Source organism: Delftia tsuruhatensis NBRC 16741 (assembly GCF_001571325.1).
Classification (GTDB): domain Bacteria; phylum Pseudomonadota; class Gammaproteobacteria; order Burkholderiales; family Burkholderiaceae_C; genus Comamonas; species Comamonas tsuruhatensis.
The window spans coordinates 45,247-59,886 of sequence record NZ_BCTO01000049.1 but is presented as its reverse complement, the minus strand read 5'-3'; the positions used below and the strand labels follow the sequence as shown (position 1 = coordinate 59,886).

At 68.4% G+C, this 14,640-nt stretch carries 10 protein-coding genes; 7 read left to right on the top strand and 3 right to left on the bottom strand.

Translation table 11 applies throughout. From position 1 onward, the window contains the following. Positions 1 to 47: 47 nt before the first annotated feature. A complete protein-coding gene (locus DTS01S_RS22725; protein ID WP_017404030.1) occupies positions 48 to 1,931 on the bottom strand; it encodes an EAL domain-containing protein in 1,884 nt (627 codons plus the stop codon). A gap of 140 nt (positions 1,932 to 2,071) precedes the next feature. Here DTS01S_RS22725 and DTS01S_RS22720 point away from each other — a divergent pair, with 140 nt between their 5' ends. Together DTS01S_RS22720 and DTS01S_RS22715 are read left to right on the top strand one after the other, a co-directional pair. Further along, a complete protein-coding gene (locus DTS01S_RS22720) occupies positions 2,072 to 2,707 on the top strand; it encodes a Crp/Fnr family transcriptional regulator (protein WP_016449769.1) in 636 nt (211 codons plus the stop codon). A gap of 120 nt (positions 2,708 to 2,827) precedes the next feature. Further along, a complete protein-coding gene (locus DTS01S_RS22715) occupies positions 2,828 to 5,089 on the top strand; it encodes a sensor domain-containing diguanylate cyclase (RefSeq protein ID WP_017404029.1) in 2,262 nt (753 codons plus the stop codon). Positions 5,090 to 5,105: 16 nt separating this feature from the next. On the opposite strand, the gene DTS01S_RS22710 is transcribed toward DTS01S_RS22715, so the two are convergent. Continuing rightward, positions 5,106 to 5,798 (bottom strand): Crp/Fnr family transcriptional regulator, encoded by a 693-nt coding sequence (locus DTS01S_RS22710; RefSeq protein WP_017404028.1) that lies wholly within the window; start codon positions 5,796 to 5,798, stop codon positions 5,106 to 5,108. A 114-nt stretch (positions 5,799 to 5,912) separates the two neighbouring features. Further along, complete coding sequence (locus tag DTS01S_RS22705) at positions 5,913 to 8,237, bottom strand: DUF6351 family protein (protein ID WP_026062032.1); 2,325 nt, start codon at positions 8,235 to 8,237, stop codon at positions 5,913 to 5,915. Positions 8,238 to 8,513: 276 nt separating this feature from the next. Between DTS01S_RS22705 and DTS01S_RS22700 the strand changes: the two genes are divergently transcribed. From DTS01S_RS22700 to DTS01S_RS22680, 5 genes are all read left to right on the top strand, one after another. Then, positions 8,514 to 9,446 (top strand): LysR family transcriptional regulator, encoded by a 933-nt coding sequence (locus DTS01S_RS22700; RefSeq protein ID WP_016449767.1) that lies wholly within the window; start codon positions 8,514 to 8,516, stop codon positions 9,444 to 9,446. Positions 9,447 to 9,566: 120 nt separating this feature from the next. Beyond that, complete coding sequence (locus DTS01S_RS22695; protein ID WP_017404025.1) at positions 9,567 to 11,156, top strand: ABC transporter ATP-binding protein; 1,590 nt, start codon at positions 9,567 to 9,569, stop codon at positions 11,154 to 11,156. After that, positions 11,143 to 12,249, top strand: coding sequence for an ABC transporter permease (locus tag DTS01S_RS22690; RefSeq protein ID WP_016449765.1), 1,107 nt, complete (start codon positions 11,143 to 11,145; stop codon positions 12,247 to 12,249). The genes DTS01S_RS22695 and DTS01S_RS22690 overlap by 14 nt, the downstream gene beginning before the upstream one ends. After that, positions 12,249 to 13,169: an ABC transporter permease gene (locus DTS01S_RS22685; protein WP_017404024.1), complete on the top strand. Its 921-nt coding sequence runs from the start codon at positions 12,249 to 12,251 to the stop codon at positions 13,167 to 13,169. Before DTS01S_RS22690 ends, DTS01S_RS22685 begins: the two co-directional genes overlap by 1 nt. A gap of 48 nt (positions 13,170 to 13,217) precedes the next feature. Next, entirely contained in the window at positions 13,218 to 14,390 is a 1,173-nt protein-coding gene (locus DTS01S_RS22680; RefSeq protein ID WP_016449763.1) for a BMP family ABC transporter substrate-binding protein, read from the top strand. Positions 14,391 to 14,640 lie beyond the last annotated feature (250 nt).

Genomic DNA, 14,640 nt, shown 5'->3' with positions numbered 1-14,640 from the left:
GCCAGCCACCCGCCCGCAGTCTCGCAAGAGCCTGCGGGCTTCTTGTTTCAGGCAGGCCAGGCCGCTGCGGTGCCGTGCAGGGCCGGATGCCGCGCTTCATCGTGCGGCGTGTGCAGCGCGATGGCGCCGCGCCCCGGCAGGCTTTGCGCCTTGGCCTGCTGCTTGGCCAGGGCCGCGAGGTTGGCGATGTCCTCGGGTGCCAGCAGGCTGCCCGGCGCGACGCGCACCACGCCGATGGACAGCGTGGTGCAGGCAAAGAATCGCCGGATGCCGTGGCGGTCCTCGGCCCAGATGCCGCCGGCCTCGCGCGCCTGGTCGTCGAACAGCTGGCGCGCCTCGCCTGCGAAGGCGCCGACGATGTCCTCGCAGCGCTGCTGCCAGTCCTCGCTTTGCAGCAGCAGCATGAAGTCGTCCCCGCCCACATGGCCCACGAAGTCGCGCCGCGCGTCGCAGTGCGCCACGGCCAGCCGCGCCACCAGGCGGATCATCTGGTCGCCGCGCCAGTAGCCGTAGTGGTCGTTGAAGGGCTTGAAGTGGTTGAGGTCGGCGTAGCAGGCCACGAAGCCGGCGCCGCTGTCCAGCAGGCGCTGCATGTGCAGGCTGATGGGGATGTTGCCGGGCAGGAAGGTCAGCGGGTTGGCGTGGCGCGCGGCCTCGATGCGGGCCTCGGTCACGCGGCGCACCAGCTGCTCGCCCGTGCCCAGGCCCACATAGCGGCCGTTGTCGGTGACGATGAAGCCGTCGCTCAGGTAGCGCTGGTCCTGCGAGGTCAGGATGCCGACGAGCTGGTCCACATCGCAGTCCAGCTCCACGATGCGCGGCTGCACGTTGGCAAAGGCCAGGCAGGGCTTGCGTCCGTGGACTTCACGGAAGTACAGCGTGGCGTAGTGGTTCATGAACTGCTGGCGGTTGATGAGGGCCAGCGGCCGGCCGGCCTCCACGACGGCAATGGCGTGCAGCTGCTGCCCGGCCTGGAACAGCTCGGCCACCTCGTCGTTGCTGGCCGCCGGTGCCACGCAGGGCGCCTGCATCACCATCAGGTTGCGCAGCACGCCCGGGCGGGCGCTGTGGCCCTGGTGGGGCAGCACGGCCACGCGCGGGTCCTGCGCCACGCTCAGCGCCTGCGGGCTGATCTGCGGCTGGGCGGCTTCGGCGGGCCGGCCCAGCAGCCATCCCTGGCCGTACGCAATGCCCAGGTCGCGCAGGGTGCGCAGCTCGTCCTCGGTCTCTATGCCTTCGGCGATCAGCGTGGTTCCGAAGACCTCGGCAATGCCCTTGATGGCCTGCAGCAGCTGCAGCGTGGCCGGGCGCTGCTCGATCTGGTGGATGAAGTACTTGTCGATCTTGACGAAGTCCGGCTTGGCCTCGGACCACAGGCGCAGGCTGGAGCGGCCGTCGCCAAAGTCGTCGAGCGCCAGGCGCGCGCCCGTGGCGTGCACGGCCTTGACGGCGGCGCAGACGGCGGGCATGTCGGTCACATGGTCGTGCTCGGTGATCTCCACCACCAGGGACCGCGCCTGCACGCCGAAGCCGCGCACCGTGTCCCCGACCATGCCGGGGCCGCAGACACCCACGGCCTGCACCAGCGCCTGGGCGCTGAGGTTGACGAACAGCCGGCCCGGCGCGCCCTGGCGGCCCCAGTCCTGCAGCGCCACGCAGACCGCCAGCAGCTCGAATTCCCGAAGAATGCCCTCGGCCGCAGCGCCCTTGAGCAAGGCGTCGGGCGTGTGCAACGGCATGCCCCGGGGGCCGCGGATCAGCGCCTCATGCGCATAGATGCTGCCGCTGCGCAAGTCGGCCAGCGGCTGGAAGACACAGTACAGGCCGCCCGCGCGCATGAGCTTTGCCACGGGGCCTGCACCGGACCGCACTGCGGCCGACAGCACGGCCGCCGCAGCGGGCAGGCTGGCGAGCATCTGGGGATCGATCATGGGCTCAACTTTTCAGTTGGATACATTACGTTTCATTGGTGACATATTTGTGACAAGTATGCCGCCTGTCGGCGTGCGTGCTGGCGGCCGATTGACGTGGCTCAAAACGCGGCGGCTGCAAAGCCGGCAAAGTTGCGTGCATGTTCGCCCTGTCTTCCTTGCAAGCTTTCGCCTTCGCGCCGGGTTCCGCCCAGGTGTTGGCCGCGGGTACCTGGCTCAGGCTGCGTCGGCAGTCGCCGGATACGGTGATGTATCTGGAACGCGGTCGCGTGCTCCTGGGCATAGGCCAGGGTGGGCAGATGCGCCACCAGCTGGGTGTGGTGGAGGGGCCGGCCTGGCTGGATGCGGCCTTTGTGCTGCAGCGGCGCGGCAGCAGCCTGGACATGCTGGCCGACAGCGATGTCCGCGTGCAGCAGTTGCCCCAGGCCGACTTCCTGCAGGCCGTCTCGCAACTGCCGTCTCCCGCCCAGCAACTGCTGCAGGACATGGCCCAGGCCTACTGCGCCCAGACCGAGCTGGCCGTGAGCCGCCTGTCCAAGGATGCCGAGGCACGCTGCGCACAGTGGCTGCTGCGCCATGCCATGCCGCACGAGGCGGGCGGCCTGCGCGTGACGCTGCACCTGCGCAAGCGGCTGATCGCCGCCCAGCTCGGCATTGCGCCCGAGACCTTCTCGCGCGTGCTGCGCCAGTTGCGTGAACATGGACTCATCGCGGGCCGGGGCAATGTCATCGATCTGCCCAAGCCTGCGGCGCTCGAGGTGCTGGCGGTAGGCTGATTCCCACGCCGCTGACGGGTGCCGGCCTGCAAGCGCCGGGCCTTGCGGGGCGGGGTATCCACTGGTTCGCGGGTTCCACCCAGTGGGACGGCTTTCGGGTCTGCATATATTGAGGGCGTCATGTCACTGGACGCCCGTCGATCCCCCTTTTTCCAGGCGCTGCTGGCATCCCAGGATGCTCCGCAGGAGCCGGACTCGCCCTCGTGGCCGCGCGCGTCCACAGGCTGGGGTGCCATGCGCTGCACGGTGCTGGCGCTGGCCGCGGCGGCCGTGCTTGTGGTGGGCCTGGGCAGTGCCTGGTGGGTATCGCACAGCATGCGCCAGCAGACGCTGGAGCGCGCCATGGCCCGGCAGGCCGACGAGGTCGATACCGTGGCGCGCATGCTGGCCTCGCGGCTGGAGCAGCAGCAGCGCCTGCTGTGGGTGCTGGCCCAGGGCATGGCCGACCAGGGCGGCGACCCCAGCCGCCTGATGGGCGAGATGCTGCGCGGAGACGCATCCGTGCGGCTGTTCGACACATTGCAGCTGGCCGATGCGCGTGGGCAACTGCAATTGAGCCTGCGCGGCGGCCGCTCCGAACCCCTGGTCGATCTGGACGAAGGCGTGCGCGACGTGATGCGGCGCAGCCTGGCCGATGGCAAGCCCGTGGTCTCCACCATGGTCCGCAAGGGGGCCGATCCCGCAATGATGGAGTTGCTGTACGCCGTGCCGCTGCGCGCCGGCAACGGCACGGTCAGCGGCGTGCTTTCGGCGGGCGTGCGCATGTCCGGCCAGGCGCTGCTGCCGCCCGGCATCGACCCTTCGCGCTCCGCAGGGCGGCTGCTGGTCATGCAGCGCGACGGGCAGATCCTGGCCCACTCCGATCCCGCGCGCTGGACGGCGCGCGCCGAGGCCGAGCCCGGCCTGGGCGCGGACTGGTTGCAGGACCCTTCCGCCGGCGGCCTGCAGGTGGGCCCCGATACCCAGCGTCGCGCCGGCTACCTGGTGACGACGGCCGGCATGCCGCTGCCGCAGTGGCTGGTGGTCAGGATCACCCCCGAGGAAGCCATTGCGCCCAGCCTGGCGCCGCGCGTGCTCTGGTGGCTGCTGGCAGCCGTCGCGGGGGTCACAGCGCTGCTGGTGCTGCTGCTGATCCTGGTCACCGAACCCATGGCCGCCTTGCATCGCAGTGCACGCCAATGGCTGGCGAGCCAGGGGCGGCTGATGGCCGAAGAGCCCGATCCCGCGCCGGAGCCTGCGCCAGGCCATGCCGAGGAAGGCGGCTGGCGCATGCCCTGGACCCATGCCTGGGGAGAGGCCTCCACGCTGTGGCAGGCCCTGCACCGCCTGGGCCAGATGGGCCAGGACCAGGCCCACGAGGTCGGCCGGCTGCAACTGCAGCTGCAAACGCTGATGGACTACGCGCCCGTGGGCCTGGTGGTCACGCACGCGGCGCATCTGGAGCTGGTGGGCCTGCAGGCCGCGCGCATGCTGGGATATCCGCCGCGCGAACTGCAGGGGCAGGCGATACGCCAGCTGTGCGCCTCCGACGCTGCGCACGCCCAGTTGCTGGAGCGTGTGCGCAAGGACCTGGACATGTACGGCCAGTTCGACAGCGAGCAGTGCTTTGTCCGCAAGGACGGCCGCCCCATCTGGGTGCGCCTGCACGGCCAGAGCCTGCAGCGCCTGCAGCGCGGCCTGGAGCCACGCGCCGTGGTGCCGGCCGATCCCACCCTGGTCTGGGTGGTCGAGGACGTGACCATGCAGCGTCTGGTGCGCGAGCAGCCGGGCTGGAAGGCCATGCACGATCCGCTGACCCTGCTGCCCAACCGCGAGGCCTTTGCCATGCGCCTGCATGAATGGCTGCAGGAATGCAGCGCCGCCCAGCGCCTGCCCGCCGAGGCGCTGCAGGAAGAGGCCTCCTCCTCGCAAGCCGACGCCGAGGTTGCTGCCGTGGCCACGGCCGCGGTCGAAGTCGCCATTTCTCCCATGCCGCACCATGGCGTAATCCTGTTCCTGGACCTGGACCACTTCGCCCACGTCAACCAGCAGGGAGGCCATGCGGCCGGCGACGAGGTGCTGTGCCACATGGCCCGGCTGATCGACAGCGTGGTGCGGCCCTTGGGCTGGGTGGCGCGCCTGGGCGGCGACGAGTTCGCCGTGCTGCTGGCCGGCGTCCCGGCCGAGCAGGGCATGCTGCTGGCGCAGAGCCTGTGCATGGCCGTGCAGGACTGGGAAGGCGCGCACGAGGGCCAGCGCTACCTGATGGGCGCCAGCGTCGGCATGGTGGTGCTCGATGCCCGCCAGCACACGGTCAGCAGCGCGCTGCGCTCGGCCGACATGGCCTGCTATGCGGCCAAGCGCAAGGGCCGCAACCGCGTCGAGGTGCTGGAGGCCGCATGAGCGCCGGGGCCGCGCCTCATTCGAAGGATTCGCTGAAGCGCCGCAGTCCCTCGGGATCGATCAGGGTCAATGCCCCATAGGAGACGCGGACCGCTCCGATGTCCTCCAGCTCTCCCAGGGTGCGATTGACGATCTGGCGCGACACGCCGGCCAGGCTGGCCAACTCCTCCTGCGACATGCCCAGGTGCCGGTTGCCGGTGTCCGGATACAGCCTCGAATCGGTCAGCTCCGAGATGCAGTGCGCCACATGGCGGCTGGAATGGTGCAGCCGCGCATGCTCGCAGCGGCCGATGAACTGGCCCAGGCGCGCATTGAGCTGGTCCAGCAGGAAGCGGTTGAAGCCGAGGCTGCGCTCCAGCAGCCAGTGAAAGGTGCTGGCCGGCATCAGTGCCACCAGCGTATCCTCGATCGCCGTCGCGTCGAACGGCCAGCATTCGTGCTTGAGCAGTGTGCCCTCGCCGAACCAGCAACCCGGGGTAAAGGTGGCCAGCGTGGTGCTGCGCCCGGTAGGCGACAGCGCATGGATCTTGACCGCTCCCTGGACGATGCCGGCCCAGTGGCCGGCCCGGTGCGTCTTGTGGCAAAGCGGGGCGCCGGCCGGTATGTGCCGCAACAGCACCTCCCGCCGCAACCTGAGCAGGTGGGCCCTGCTCAGGTGGGGCGCAAAGGGCGCGGACTTGAGGACGGCGTTGATCGTGGGCGGCTGCATGGTGCTTGATGCAAATCTTCAATGAAAGTCTGCTGCTTCATTGCATGGATTGGCACGCTGCAAACCCTGATCACCGGCCCCCGGACCCCTGCGGGACTTCGCGCAGGGTGCAGCTCAATCGTTGCGCGAGACCGGCGCAGGCCCGGCCTTGGTGCCCGCCGGGCCGGCACTGAAATCGGTCAGGAAGGCCGCCTCCTGGCTCTGGCCCGTTCCGGCCTGGCTCCAGTCGCACACTCCTGCCGCAAACACTGCGGCAAGGCGCTTTTGCTGGGCCGGGCTGAAGGTGATGCCGGCGTACTCCGGGCTGGTGAACGAAAGGGGCTTGAGCTGGCACTGGTAGATGTCCTCCGCGAGCGGACCTCCGGCCACCTGGCGTGGCGACAGGGTCGGCTTGAGGGGACAGGCTGGGTCGTCCAGGGCCAGGACTTTGTCGAGATCCGAAGGGGCGGCTCCCGTTGCGGCGATGCATCCATCCCTGACATCCGAAGGCCTGTTGCGCACCACTTTCTGTGCCAGCGCCGCGCCGGTGGTGTCGCGCTCCACGGCGGTCAGCCAGCGGTCCATCATGACAAAGGCCTCGCGTCGCATGGCAGGGGCGATCAGCAGCGGGACCATGCCCTTGCTGGCGCGGATCACGTGGTTGTCATGGTGGCCGTTGGCGGCATCCAGCCGTGCGCGTTGCTGCAGGCTGCGCCAGGTCATGTGGATGTCGCTGCCGCCCTCGGGCCGCAGGTCGATGATGGCCACCTGGGACAGGTTCCTGCCGTTGCTGGTGAGGCCACTGCTGTAGAGCCTGGGCAGCAGGCTGGCCACGGCCCGCTCGCGGGCTGCCGGCCTGGACGCAGTGCCGCCGGTCCAGTCCATGTCGTTGGTGTAGCTGCCGATGCCTTCGTTGAGCTGCACGAAAGCCTCCGCGTCGATGGCGCCCGACTGCAGTGCCTTGAGTCCGTACTGCAGGCCCGTGTTGTCATACGGCAGCTGCGGCTTGGTGTGGCCGTCGGTGTCCTTGAACGTCCCGAACACCGGGACCAGCATGTCGTGGATCGAGCAGCGCACGCCCTGGCCGCGTGTGCGCGGGTCGTAGACGATGGAGGCGGGAAAGCCCACGCCGCAGTTGTCGGGCAGCCGGGGGTTCTGGGGGGCGATGAAGCTCCCTACCCATTTGTCGCAGTAGCTGGCCGGATGGCCATTGATGGCGGCCTTCGCGGTGTCGCTCAGTGCCTGTCCTGCGGCCGTCCTGTAGTAGTTGGACAGCAGGCCGCAGTCGCGTGTTTCCATCCAGGTGGACACCGCATCGGGATAGCTCAGCCCCGTCTGTATGCCCTGCAGCAGACCCGGCATGGCGGAGGCGATCACTGTCTGCATCATGGAGCCACCCGAGTCGCCGTCGCCCATGGTGTAGCGCACTTCGCCGTAGTTCTCGATCAGGTGCTCCTTGATGCGCATCATGTTCTCGGCGGCCAGCAACTCGTTGTTGTTGTGCAGGTGGTTGGTCAGCATGGCTTTCACGACCATGTGGCCTGCCGCGAGCGCGTTGGGGTCGAACGGCAGGCTGCCGCTGAACTGGTCGAGGAGGTTGACCGCCGGCTCCTGGAAGCGATTGCCGGAAGCGGCTGCGCCGAATCGCCACAGCACCTTGCCGTTCCATCCCTTTTGCGGCTCCCAGGGCGTCCAGGCAAGCGCGGGGTCATGGTAGGCCAGGATCTGGTAGGTGCCGCGGCCCATGACGCCAGTTTCCATGCGCAGCAGGTGCTTGACCGTATCTCCGCGGTCGTTGGTGAAGTCGGCGATCTCGCTGTCGGCCGGGCGCTGCGATGGGTCGTAGGCCACATGGCAGGGCGTGGCGCCTGCCGGACCCATCGTGCAGGCGCTGCCTTGCCTGGCCTTGGGCATGTAGTAGTAGGTGTACTGGGTCCTGGTATTGCACTGGACATCCACCGGATCGGTATCGAGACCGCTGACGCGCGTGGTCACGGTCGCCGAAAGTGCCGTGCCGGGCACCGAAACGGTGGCTTGCGCGCCATTGCGCGTGGCGCAGATCCACGGCGCGGTCTGCGGCCCGGCGAAGATGGGATCGCCCCGGCCATGGTTGGTGATGTCCAGCCGTGCCCTCGCGCTGCCGGCCGCCGTGGCGGTGAGGGTGTTGGCGCCCACCCTCAATCCCTCGACCCGGCCCAGAATGCGGCCATTGGCGCGCTGGGCGAACCGGGCGGTGACATCCGTGCCATTGAGCGCCACCTTCAGCGCACCGGGCGGGCTGCCCTTGGGCAGCACAATTTCAATATAGGCATTGCCGTCGCTGATCATGTCGGCCCGGTTGGACAGGCTGCGTATCTCGATGACACCCAGGCCTGAATCACCGCTGCCGCCGCAGGCGGTCAGCACACTGGCGAGCGTGGCTGCGGCCACCATGCCCGAAAAAGGGGTTGGCTGTTTCATCGTCTTGTCTCCTGCAATCCACTTCCTTTTGAAGCGATTTCATTGAATCACGCTAACAGCCTGGAAGTCTGTATAGGTTTGGACAATGGTTTGCCGGCGACTGGCTCGCATATTGCATGTGCTGCGTGCACAAGTGTTTAACCGCCCCTGCCCAGGGCATTCTTGGTGCTTGTATCTAGCTGGCGGGGGTCATGGCTGGGTTACGCTGCGGGCTCCCCATGACCTGCGGCGCGTCCCCGGCGCGACCGCTCTTTTTTTCGCTGATTGCTTCGCTACATGCGCGACCAGGCCCTGTTCGACAAGATTGATCTGCACCTGATACGGGTGCTGCACACGGTGCTGACCGAGCGCAGCGTCTCGCGTGCCGCATTGCGCCTGGGCATGCACCAGCCGGCGGTGTCCGCCGCGCTCAAGCGCCTGCGCGACCTGGCCGGCGATTCGCTGCTGGTGCGCTCGGGCGCGCACATGCAGCCCACCGAGGCCGGGCTGCGCATGGTGCAGCCGGCGGCCGACATCCTGCGCGCGGCCGAAGGCCTGTTCAGCGATGCACGGCATTTCGATCCCCGCACCTCCACGCGCACCTTCCGCATCGCCGCCAGCGACTACCTGGACCCGCTGTTCCTGCCGCGCCTGGTGGCCCATCTCAAGACCGAGGCGCCCGGCTGCCCCGTGGACATCCTGGCCCTCAACGGCGACGCGCACTACGAGGTGCAACTGGCCCAGGGCGATGTGGACGTGGTGATCGGCAACTGGCCCGAGCCGCCGCAGGGCCTGCACATGGCCAGCCTGTTCGAGGACGAGGTGGTCTGCCTGGTCAGCCCCCAGCACCCGGCCGTGCGCCGCGGCTGGGACGTGGCCCAGTGGCTGGAGGCCGAGCACATCGCGCCCACGCCCACCTACCCGGGCGCGCGCGGCGTGATCGACGACCAGCTCTCCCGCATGGGCCTGCAGCGCCAGGTGGCGGCGCGCTGCGCGCATTTCAGCCTGATTCCCGACATCGTGGCCACCAGCTTGCTGGTGCTGACCACGGGGCGGCTGTTCTGCGAGCGCTTCAGCCAGCGCCTGCCCCTGGTGATCCTGCCTTGCCCGGTGGAGTTTGCGCCGCTGGTGTACTACCAGCTGTGGCATGCCCGCACGCACATGGGCGCGTCCACGCGCTGGCTGCGCGACGCCGTGCGGCAGGTGGCGCTGATGTCCCGTGCCCGCTAGGCGACGGCGACAGGAACCGCCTTTTGGGTGAACAAAGTGATGGCCGATATGAGGGCCGCCGACGCGGTTTCAAGGACTTGTGTTCCAGTTTGTTGCAGAAATTGAAAGACAATCCCAGCCATGAATCCCCCCGATACAGTCCCCCTGCCAGCAGCAGCGCCGCCGCGGCTTCAGCTGACAGGCATCACCAAGCGCTATCCGGCGGTGGTGGCCAACAACGGCATCTCGCTGACCGTGGGCGCCGGCGAAGTGCATGCCATCCTGGGCGAGAACGGCGCCGGCAAGTCCACGCTGATGAAGATCATCTACGGCGCCGTCAAGCCCGACGAGGGCCGCATCGAGGTCGATGGCAAGCCGGTTCACATCCGCAACCCGCAGGAGGCGCGCCAGCTGGGCATCGCCATGGTGTTCCAGCATTTCAGCCTGTTCGACACGCTGTCCGTGGCCGAGAACGTCTGGCTGGGCCTGGACAAGAGCCTGCCGCTGGCCGAGGTGGTGCAGCGCATCGAGTCCACGGCGCATGACTACGGGCTGGAGGTCGATCCCCACCGCCCCGTGCACACGCTGAGCGTGGGCGAGATGCAGCGCGTGGAAATCATCCGCGCCCTGCTCACGCACCCGCGCGTGCTCATTCTTGACGAGCCCACCTCGGTGCTCACGCCGCAGGCGGTGGAGAAGCTCTTCGTGGTGCTGCGCCGCCTGGCGTCCGAGGGCTGCTCCATCCTCTACATCAGCCACAAGCTGCACGAGATCCGCTCGCTGTGCACGGCCTGTACCGTGCTGCGCGGCGGGCAGGTGACGGGCGTGTGCAATCCGGCCGTGGAGAGCAATGCCTCGCTGTCGCGGCTGATGATCGGCTCGGAGCCGCCCGAGCTCACGCACCGCGAATCCCAGGTCGGCGCCAGCGTGCTGCGCGTGCAGGGCCTGGCGCTGCCGCGCTCGGAGCCCTTCGGCGTGGACCTGCATGGCATACAGCTCGATGTGCGCGCGGGCGAAGTCGTGGGCATCGCCGGTGTCTCGGGCAATGGCCAGAAGGAATTGCTGTATGCGCTGTCCGGCGAGGACACGCGCGCAGCGCCCGAAATGGTGCAGATTGCCGGCCGGGAGGCGGGGCGCCTGGGCCCCGGCCGGCGCCGTGCGCTGGGCCTGCACTTCGTGCCGGAGGAGCGTCTTGGCCGCGGTGCCGTGCCCAGCATGGGCCTGGCGCACAACCTGCTGCTGACGCGCAAGACCGCGCTGGGCAAAGGCGGCTGGATTCGCATGGGCCAGCTGCAGGAGCAGGCGCGCGCCATCATTGCGCGCTTCAACGTCAAGGCCGGCGGCCCCAACGCGGCGGCGCAGTCGCTGTCGGGCGGCAACCTGCAGAAATTCATCGTGGGCCGCGAGATCGATGCCAGGCCCGCGCTGCTCATCATCTCCCAGCCCACCTGGGGGGTGGACGTGGGGGCGGCCGCGCAGATACGCGGCGCCATCCTGCAATTGCGCGACGAGGGCTGCGCCGTGCTGGTGCTCAGCGAGGAGTTGGACGAATTGTTCGAGATATGTGACCGCCTGCATGTGGTGGCCAAGGGCCGGCTGTCGCCCTCCGTGGCGCGGGCCGATGCCACCGTGCAGCAGATCGGCGAGTGGATGAGCGGCCTGTGGGACGGTGCTGCCGCCCCGAACGCCGCCCCGAGTGCCACCAAGGGAGGCGCCCATGTTCAAGCTTGAGCAACGCCCCCAGGCCTCGAAACTGTGGACCTACGGTTCGCCCGTGCTGGCGCTGGCCATCACGGTGCTGATCGGCGTGTGCCTGTTCGTGATGCTGGGCAAGGACCCGGTGCGCGGCCTGCAGGCCTTCTTCTGGGACCCCGTCAAGTCCACCTATGCGCTGGGCGAGCTGGCCGTCAAGGCCACGCCGCTGCTGCTGATCGCGCTGGGCCTGGCCGTGTGCTTTCGCTCCAATGTGTGGAACATCGGTGCCGAAGGCCAGTTCGTGATCGGCGCCGTGGCCGCAGGCGGCGTGGCGCTGCTGGCGGACAAGACCACGGGGCCCTGGATCGTGCCCGCCATCCTGGTGGCCGGCATGCTGGGCGGCATGGTCTGGGCCGGCATCGTGGCCCTGCTGCGCGACCGCTTCAATGCCAATGAAATCCTGGTCAGCCTGATGCTGGTCTACGTGGCCACCCTGGTGCTGGGCTTTCTGGTCTACGGGCCGTGGAAGGACCCCATGGGCTACAACTTCCCGCAGACCAAGACCTTCGAGCGCGTCACGCAGATCCCCAAGCTGATGCAGGGCATGCGCACCAATATCGGCCTGCTGCTGGCGCTGGCCGCGGCAGCCATGCTGTGGATCTTCCTGTTCCGCACCCGCGCCGGCTTTGCGCTGCAGGTCGGTGGGCTGGCTCCGGCCGCCGCACGCTACGCGGGCTTTTCCTCGCGCCGTGCGCTGTGGACGGCGCTGCTGATCTCGGGCGCCGCCGCCGGCCTGGCCGGTGCGCTGGAAGTGGCCGGCCCGCTGGGCCAGCTCACGCCCTATGTCCCGGCCGGCTACGGCTTCGCCGCCATCATCGTGGCCTTCGTCGGCCGCCTGCATCCCGTGGGCATGATCTTTTCCGCGATTCTCATGAGCATGTTCTATATCGGGGGCGAACTCGCCCAGTCGCGCCTGGGCCTGCCCAAGGCGCTGACCGGCGTGTTCCAGGGCCTGCTGCTGTTCACGCTGCTGGCCTGCGACACGCTGGTGGCCTACCGCGTGCGCTGGGTGTCCCGCACGCCCGTGGTCCCGCCCGCAGCGGCGCCTGCCGTCAAGGAGGCCCGCTGATGGAATCCTATGCACTGCTGCTGGGCTCCACGCTCAGCGCCGGCACCGTGCTGGCGCTGGCCGCGCTGGGCCTGCTGATCAATGAAAAGGCCGGCATCGTCAACCTGGGTGCCGAGGGCATGATGCTGTGCGCCGCCATCGCGGGCTTTGCCGCCGTGGTCCACACGGGCAGCACCAACGTGGGCTTTCTGGCCGGCATGGGTGCGGGCGCGCTGCTGGCCGCCATCTTCGGCGTGCTGGTGATCTGGCTGAACACCAACCAGTACGCGACGGGGCTGGCCCTGTCGCTGTTCGGCACGGGCTTCTCGGCCTTCCTGGGCCTGGGCTATGTGCAGGCACGCCTGCCCGAGCTGCCCAAGTTCGCCGTGCCCTGGCTGTCCGACCTGCCCGTGGTGGGCACGGCGCTGTTTCGCCTGCATCCGCTGGTCTATGGCGCGGTGGCCATTGCGGCGGCCCTGGTCTGGTTCCTCTACCGCACCCGGGCCGGCCTGGTGCTGCGCGCCGTGGGCGAGTCGCCCCAGTCGGCCCACGCGCTGGGCTATCCGGTGCGCCGCATCCGCCTGGCGGCCGTGGTCTTCGGCGGTGCCATGTGCGGTCTGGCCGGTGCCTACATCTCCACCGTCTACACGCCGCTGTGGGTGGAAGGCATGGTGTCGGGCCGGGGCTGGATCGCGCTGGCGCTGACCACCTTCGCCACCTGGCGCCCTGCGCGCGTGCTGCTGGGCGCCTACCTGTTCGGCGGCGTGACCATGCTGCAGTTCCATTTGCAGGCCACGGGCGTGCAGGTGGCCAGCCAGCTGCTGTCCATGCTGCCCTACCTGGCGACCATCGTCGTGCTGGTGCTGATCTCGCGCAATCCGGCCTGGATCCGTGCCAACATGCCGGCCTCGCTGGGCAAGCCCTTCTACCCGGGCTCATGACGCTTTCATTGTTTCTCTCTCCCTCCAGAACCACAAAAGGACAAACGCATGCCCGCTTTGCGCGAACGCACCCTGAAACCTGGCCTCAAAAGCACGCTTGTGAAGATGATCGGCCTGTCGGCCATCTCGGTGGCGGCCCTGACCGCCTGCGGCAAGAAGGAAGAGGCCGCAGCGCCGGCTCCCGCTGCCGCGCCCGCAGCGCAGGCGCCGGCCGAGAAGCTCAAGATTGGCTTCATGTACGTCAGCCCCATCGGCGACGGCGGCTGGACCTTCCAGCATGAGCTGGGTCGCAAGGCCATCCAGGAGAAGTTCGGCGACAAGGTGGAAACCTCCTTCGTCGAAAGCGTGCCCGAGAGCGCCGATGCCGAGCGCGTGATGCGCGACATGGCCGGCCAGGGCAACAAGCTGATCTTCGCGACCAGCTTCGGCTACCAGGAGTTCGTGCAGAAGGTGGCGGCCGACCTCAAGGACGTGAAGTTCGAGCACGCCACCGGCTACAAGAATGCCGACAACGTGGCCACCTACGACACCAAGACCTTCGAGGGCGCCTACCTGGCCGGCATCGTGGCCGGCGGCATGACCAAGACCAAGACCATCGGCGTCGTGGCCTCGGTGCCTATCCCTGAAGTGGTGCGCAACATCAACAGCTTCGTGCTGGGTGCGCAAAGCGTCGATCCCTCGATCAAGGCCAAGGTGGTCTGGGTGAACGAGTGGTTCGCCCCGCCCAAGGAGTCCGAGGCCGCCACCTCGCTGATCAACGGCGGCGTGGACGTGCTCTATCAGAACACCAACTCCCCGGCCGTGCTCAAGACGGCCGAGGAACGCGGTGCGCGCGCCTTCGGCAAGGACGGCGACATGAGCGCCTTCGCGCCCAAGGCCCACCTGGGCTCGGCCGTGATCGACTGGACGCCTTACTACAGCAAGGTCACCCAGGACACGCTGGACGGCAAGTGGCAGGGCGGCTCCTTCTGGTGGGGCGTGAAGGAAGGCGCCATCGACCTCGTGAAGATCGCCGACGACGTGCCCCAGGACATCAAGGACAAGGTCGCCAAGGCACGCGACGGCTTGAAGGACGGCAGCTTCGCCGTCTGGACCGGCCCCATCAAGGACAACGCGGGCAAGGAAGTGCTGACGGCAGGCCAGGTCGGCGACCTGGGCTTCATGACCAGCATCAACTTCTTCGTCAACGGCGTCGAAGGCAAGGTGCCGGGCGCCAAGTGATCCGGCGGCAGTCCATGCAACAAGGGCCCTTCGGGGCCCTTTTTTCTGCCGCGATCCGCCAGACGGGTCCGCCCTATGCACCACGATTGTGCAAAGCCCCCAAAATGTGGTTTTCCCGCATGCCTGGTGGCTCTGGCGCAGCCGGCTGGCGCCATTCTTGCTTTATTCTCGGGACCCATCGCGGCGGGTCTGCGCCCCTGCGGACACCGCCTTCTTCCTGCCTGCCGCAGGACCACTTGAGGAAACTTCG

What these genes read in the sequence shown, in the direction of transcription:
- DTS01S_RS22710 (WP_017404028.1), bottom strand. Translation starts at nt 5,798, where the DNA reads ATGCAGCCGCCCACGATCAACGCCGTCCTCAAGTCCGCGCCCTTTGCG.
- DTS01S_RS22725 (WP_017404030.1), bottom strand. Translation starts at nt 1,931, where the DNA reads ATGATCGATCCCCAGATGCTCGCCAGCCTGCCCGCTGCGGCGGCCGTG.
- DTS01S_RS22695 (WP_017404025.1), top strand. Translation starts at nt 9,567, where the DNA reads ATGAATCCCCCCGATACAGTCCCCCTGCCAGCAGCAGCGCCGCCGCGG.
- DTS01S_RS22680 (WP_016449763.1), top strand. Translation starts at nt 13,218, where the DNA reads ATGCCCGCTTTGCGCGAACGCACCCTGAAACCTGGCCTCAAAAGCACG.
- DTS01S_RS22720 (WP_016449769.1), top strand. Translation starts at nt 2,072, where the DNA reads ATGTTCGCCCTGTCTTCCTTGCAAGCTTTCGCCTTCGCGCCGGGTTCC.
- DTS01S_RS22690 (WP_016449765.1), top strand. Translation starts at nt 11,143, where the DNA reads ATGTTCAAGCTTGAGCAACGCCCCCAGGCCTCGAAACTGTGGACCTAC.
- DTS01S_RS22685 (WP_017404024.1), top strand. Translation starts at nt 12,249, where the DNA reads ATGGAATCCTATGCACTGCTGCTGGGCTCCACGCTCAGCGCCGGCACC.
- DTS01S_RS22705 (WP_026062032.1), bottom strand. Translation starts at nt 8,237, where the DNA reads ATGAAACAGCCAACCCCTTTTTCGGGCATGGTGGCCGCAGCCACGCTC.
- DTS01S_RS22715 (WP_017404029.1), top strand. Translation starts at nt 2,828, where the DNA reads ATGTCACTGGACGCCCGTCGATCCCCCTTTTTCCAGGCGCTGCTGGCA.
- DTS01S_RS22700 (WP_016449767.1), top strand. Translation starts at nt 8,514, where the DNA reads ATGCGCGACCAGGCCCTGTTCGACAAGATTGATCTGCACCTGATACGG.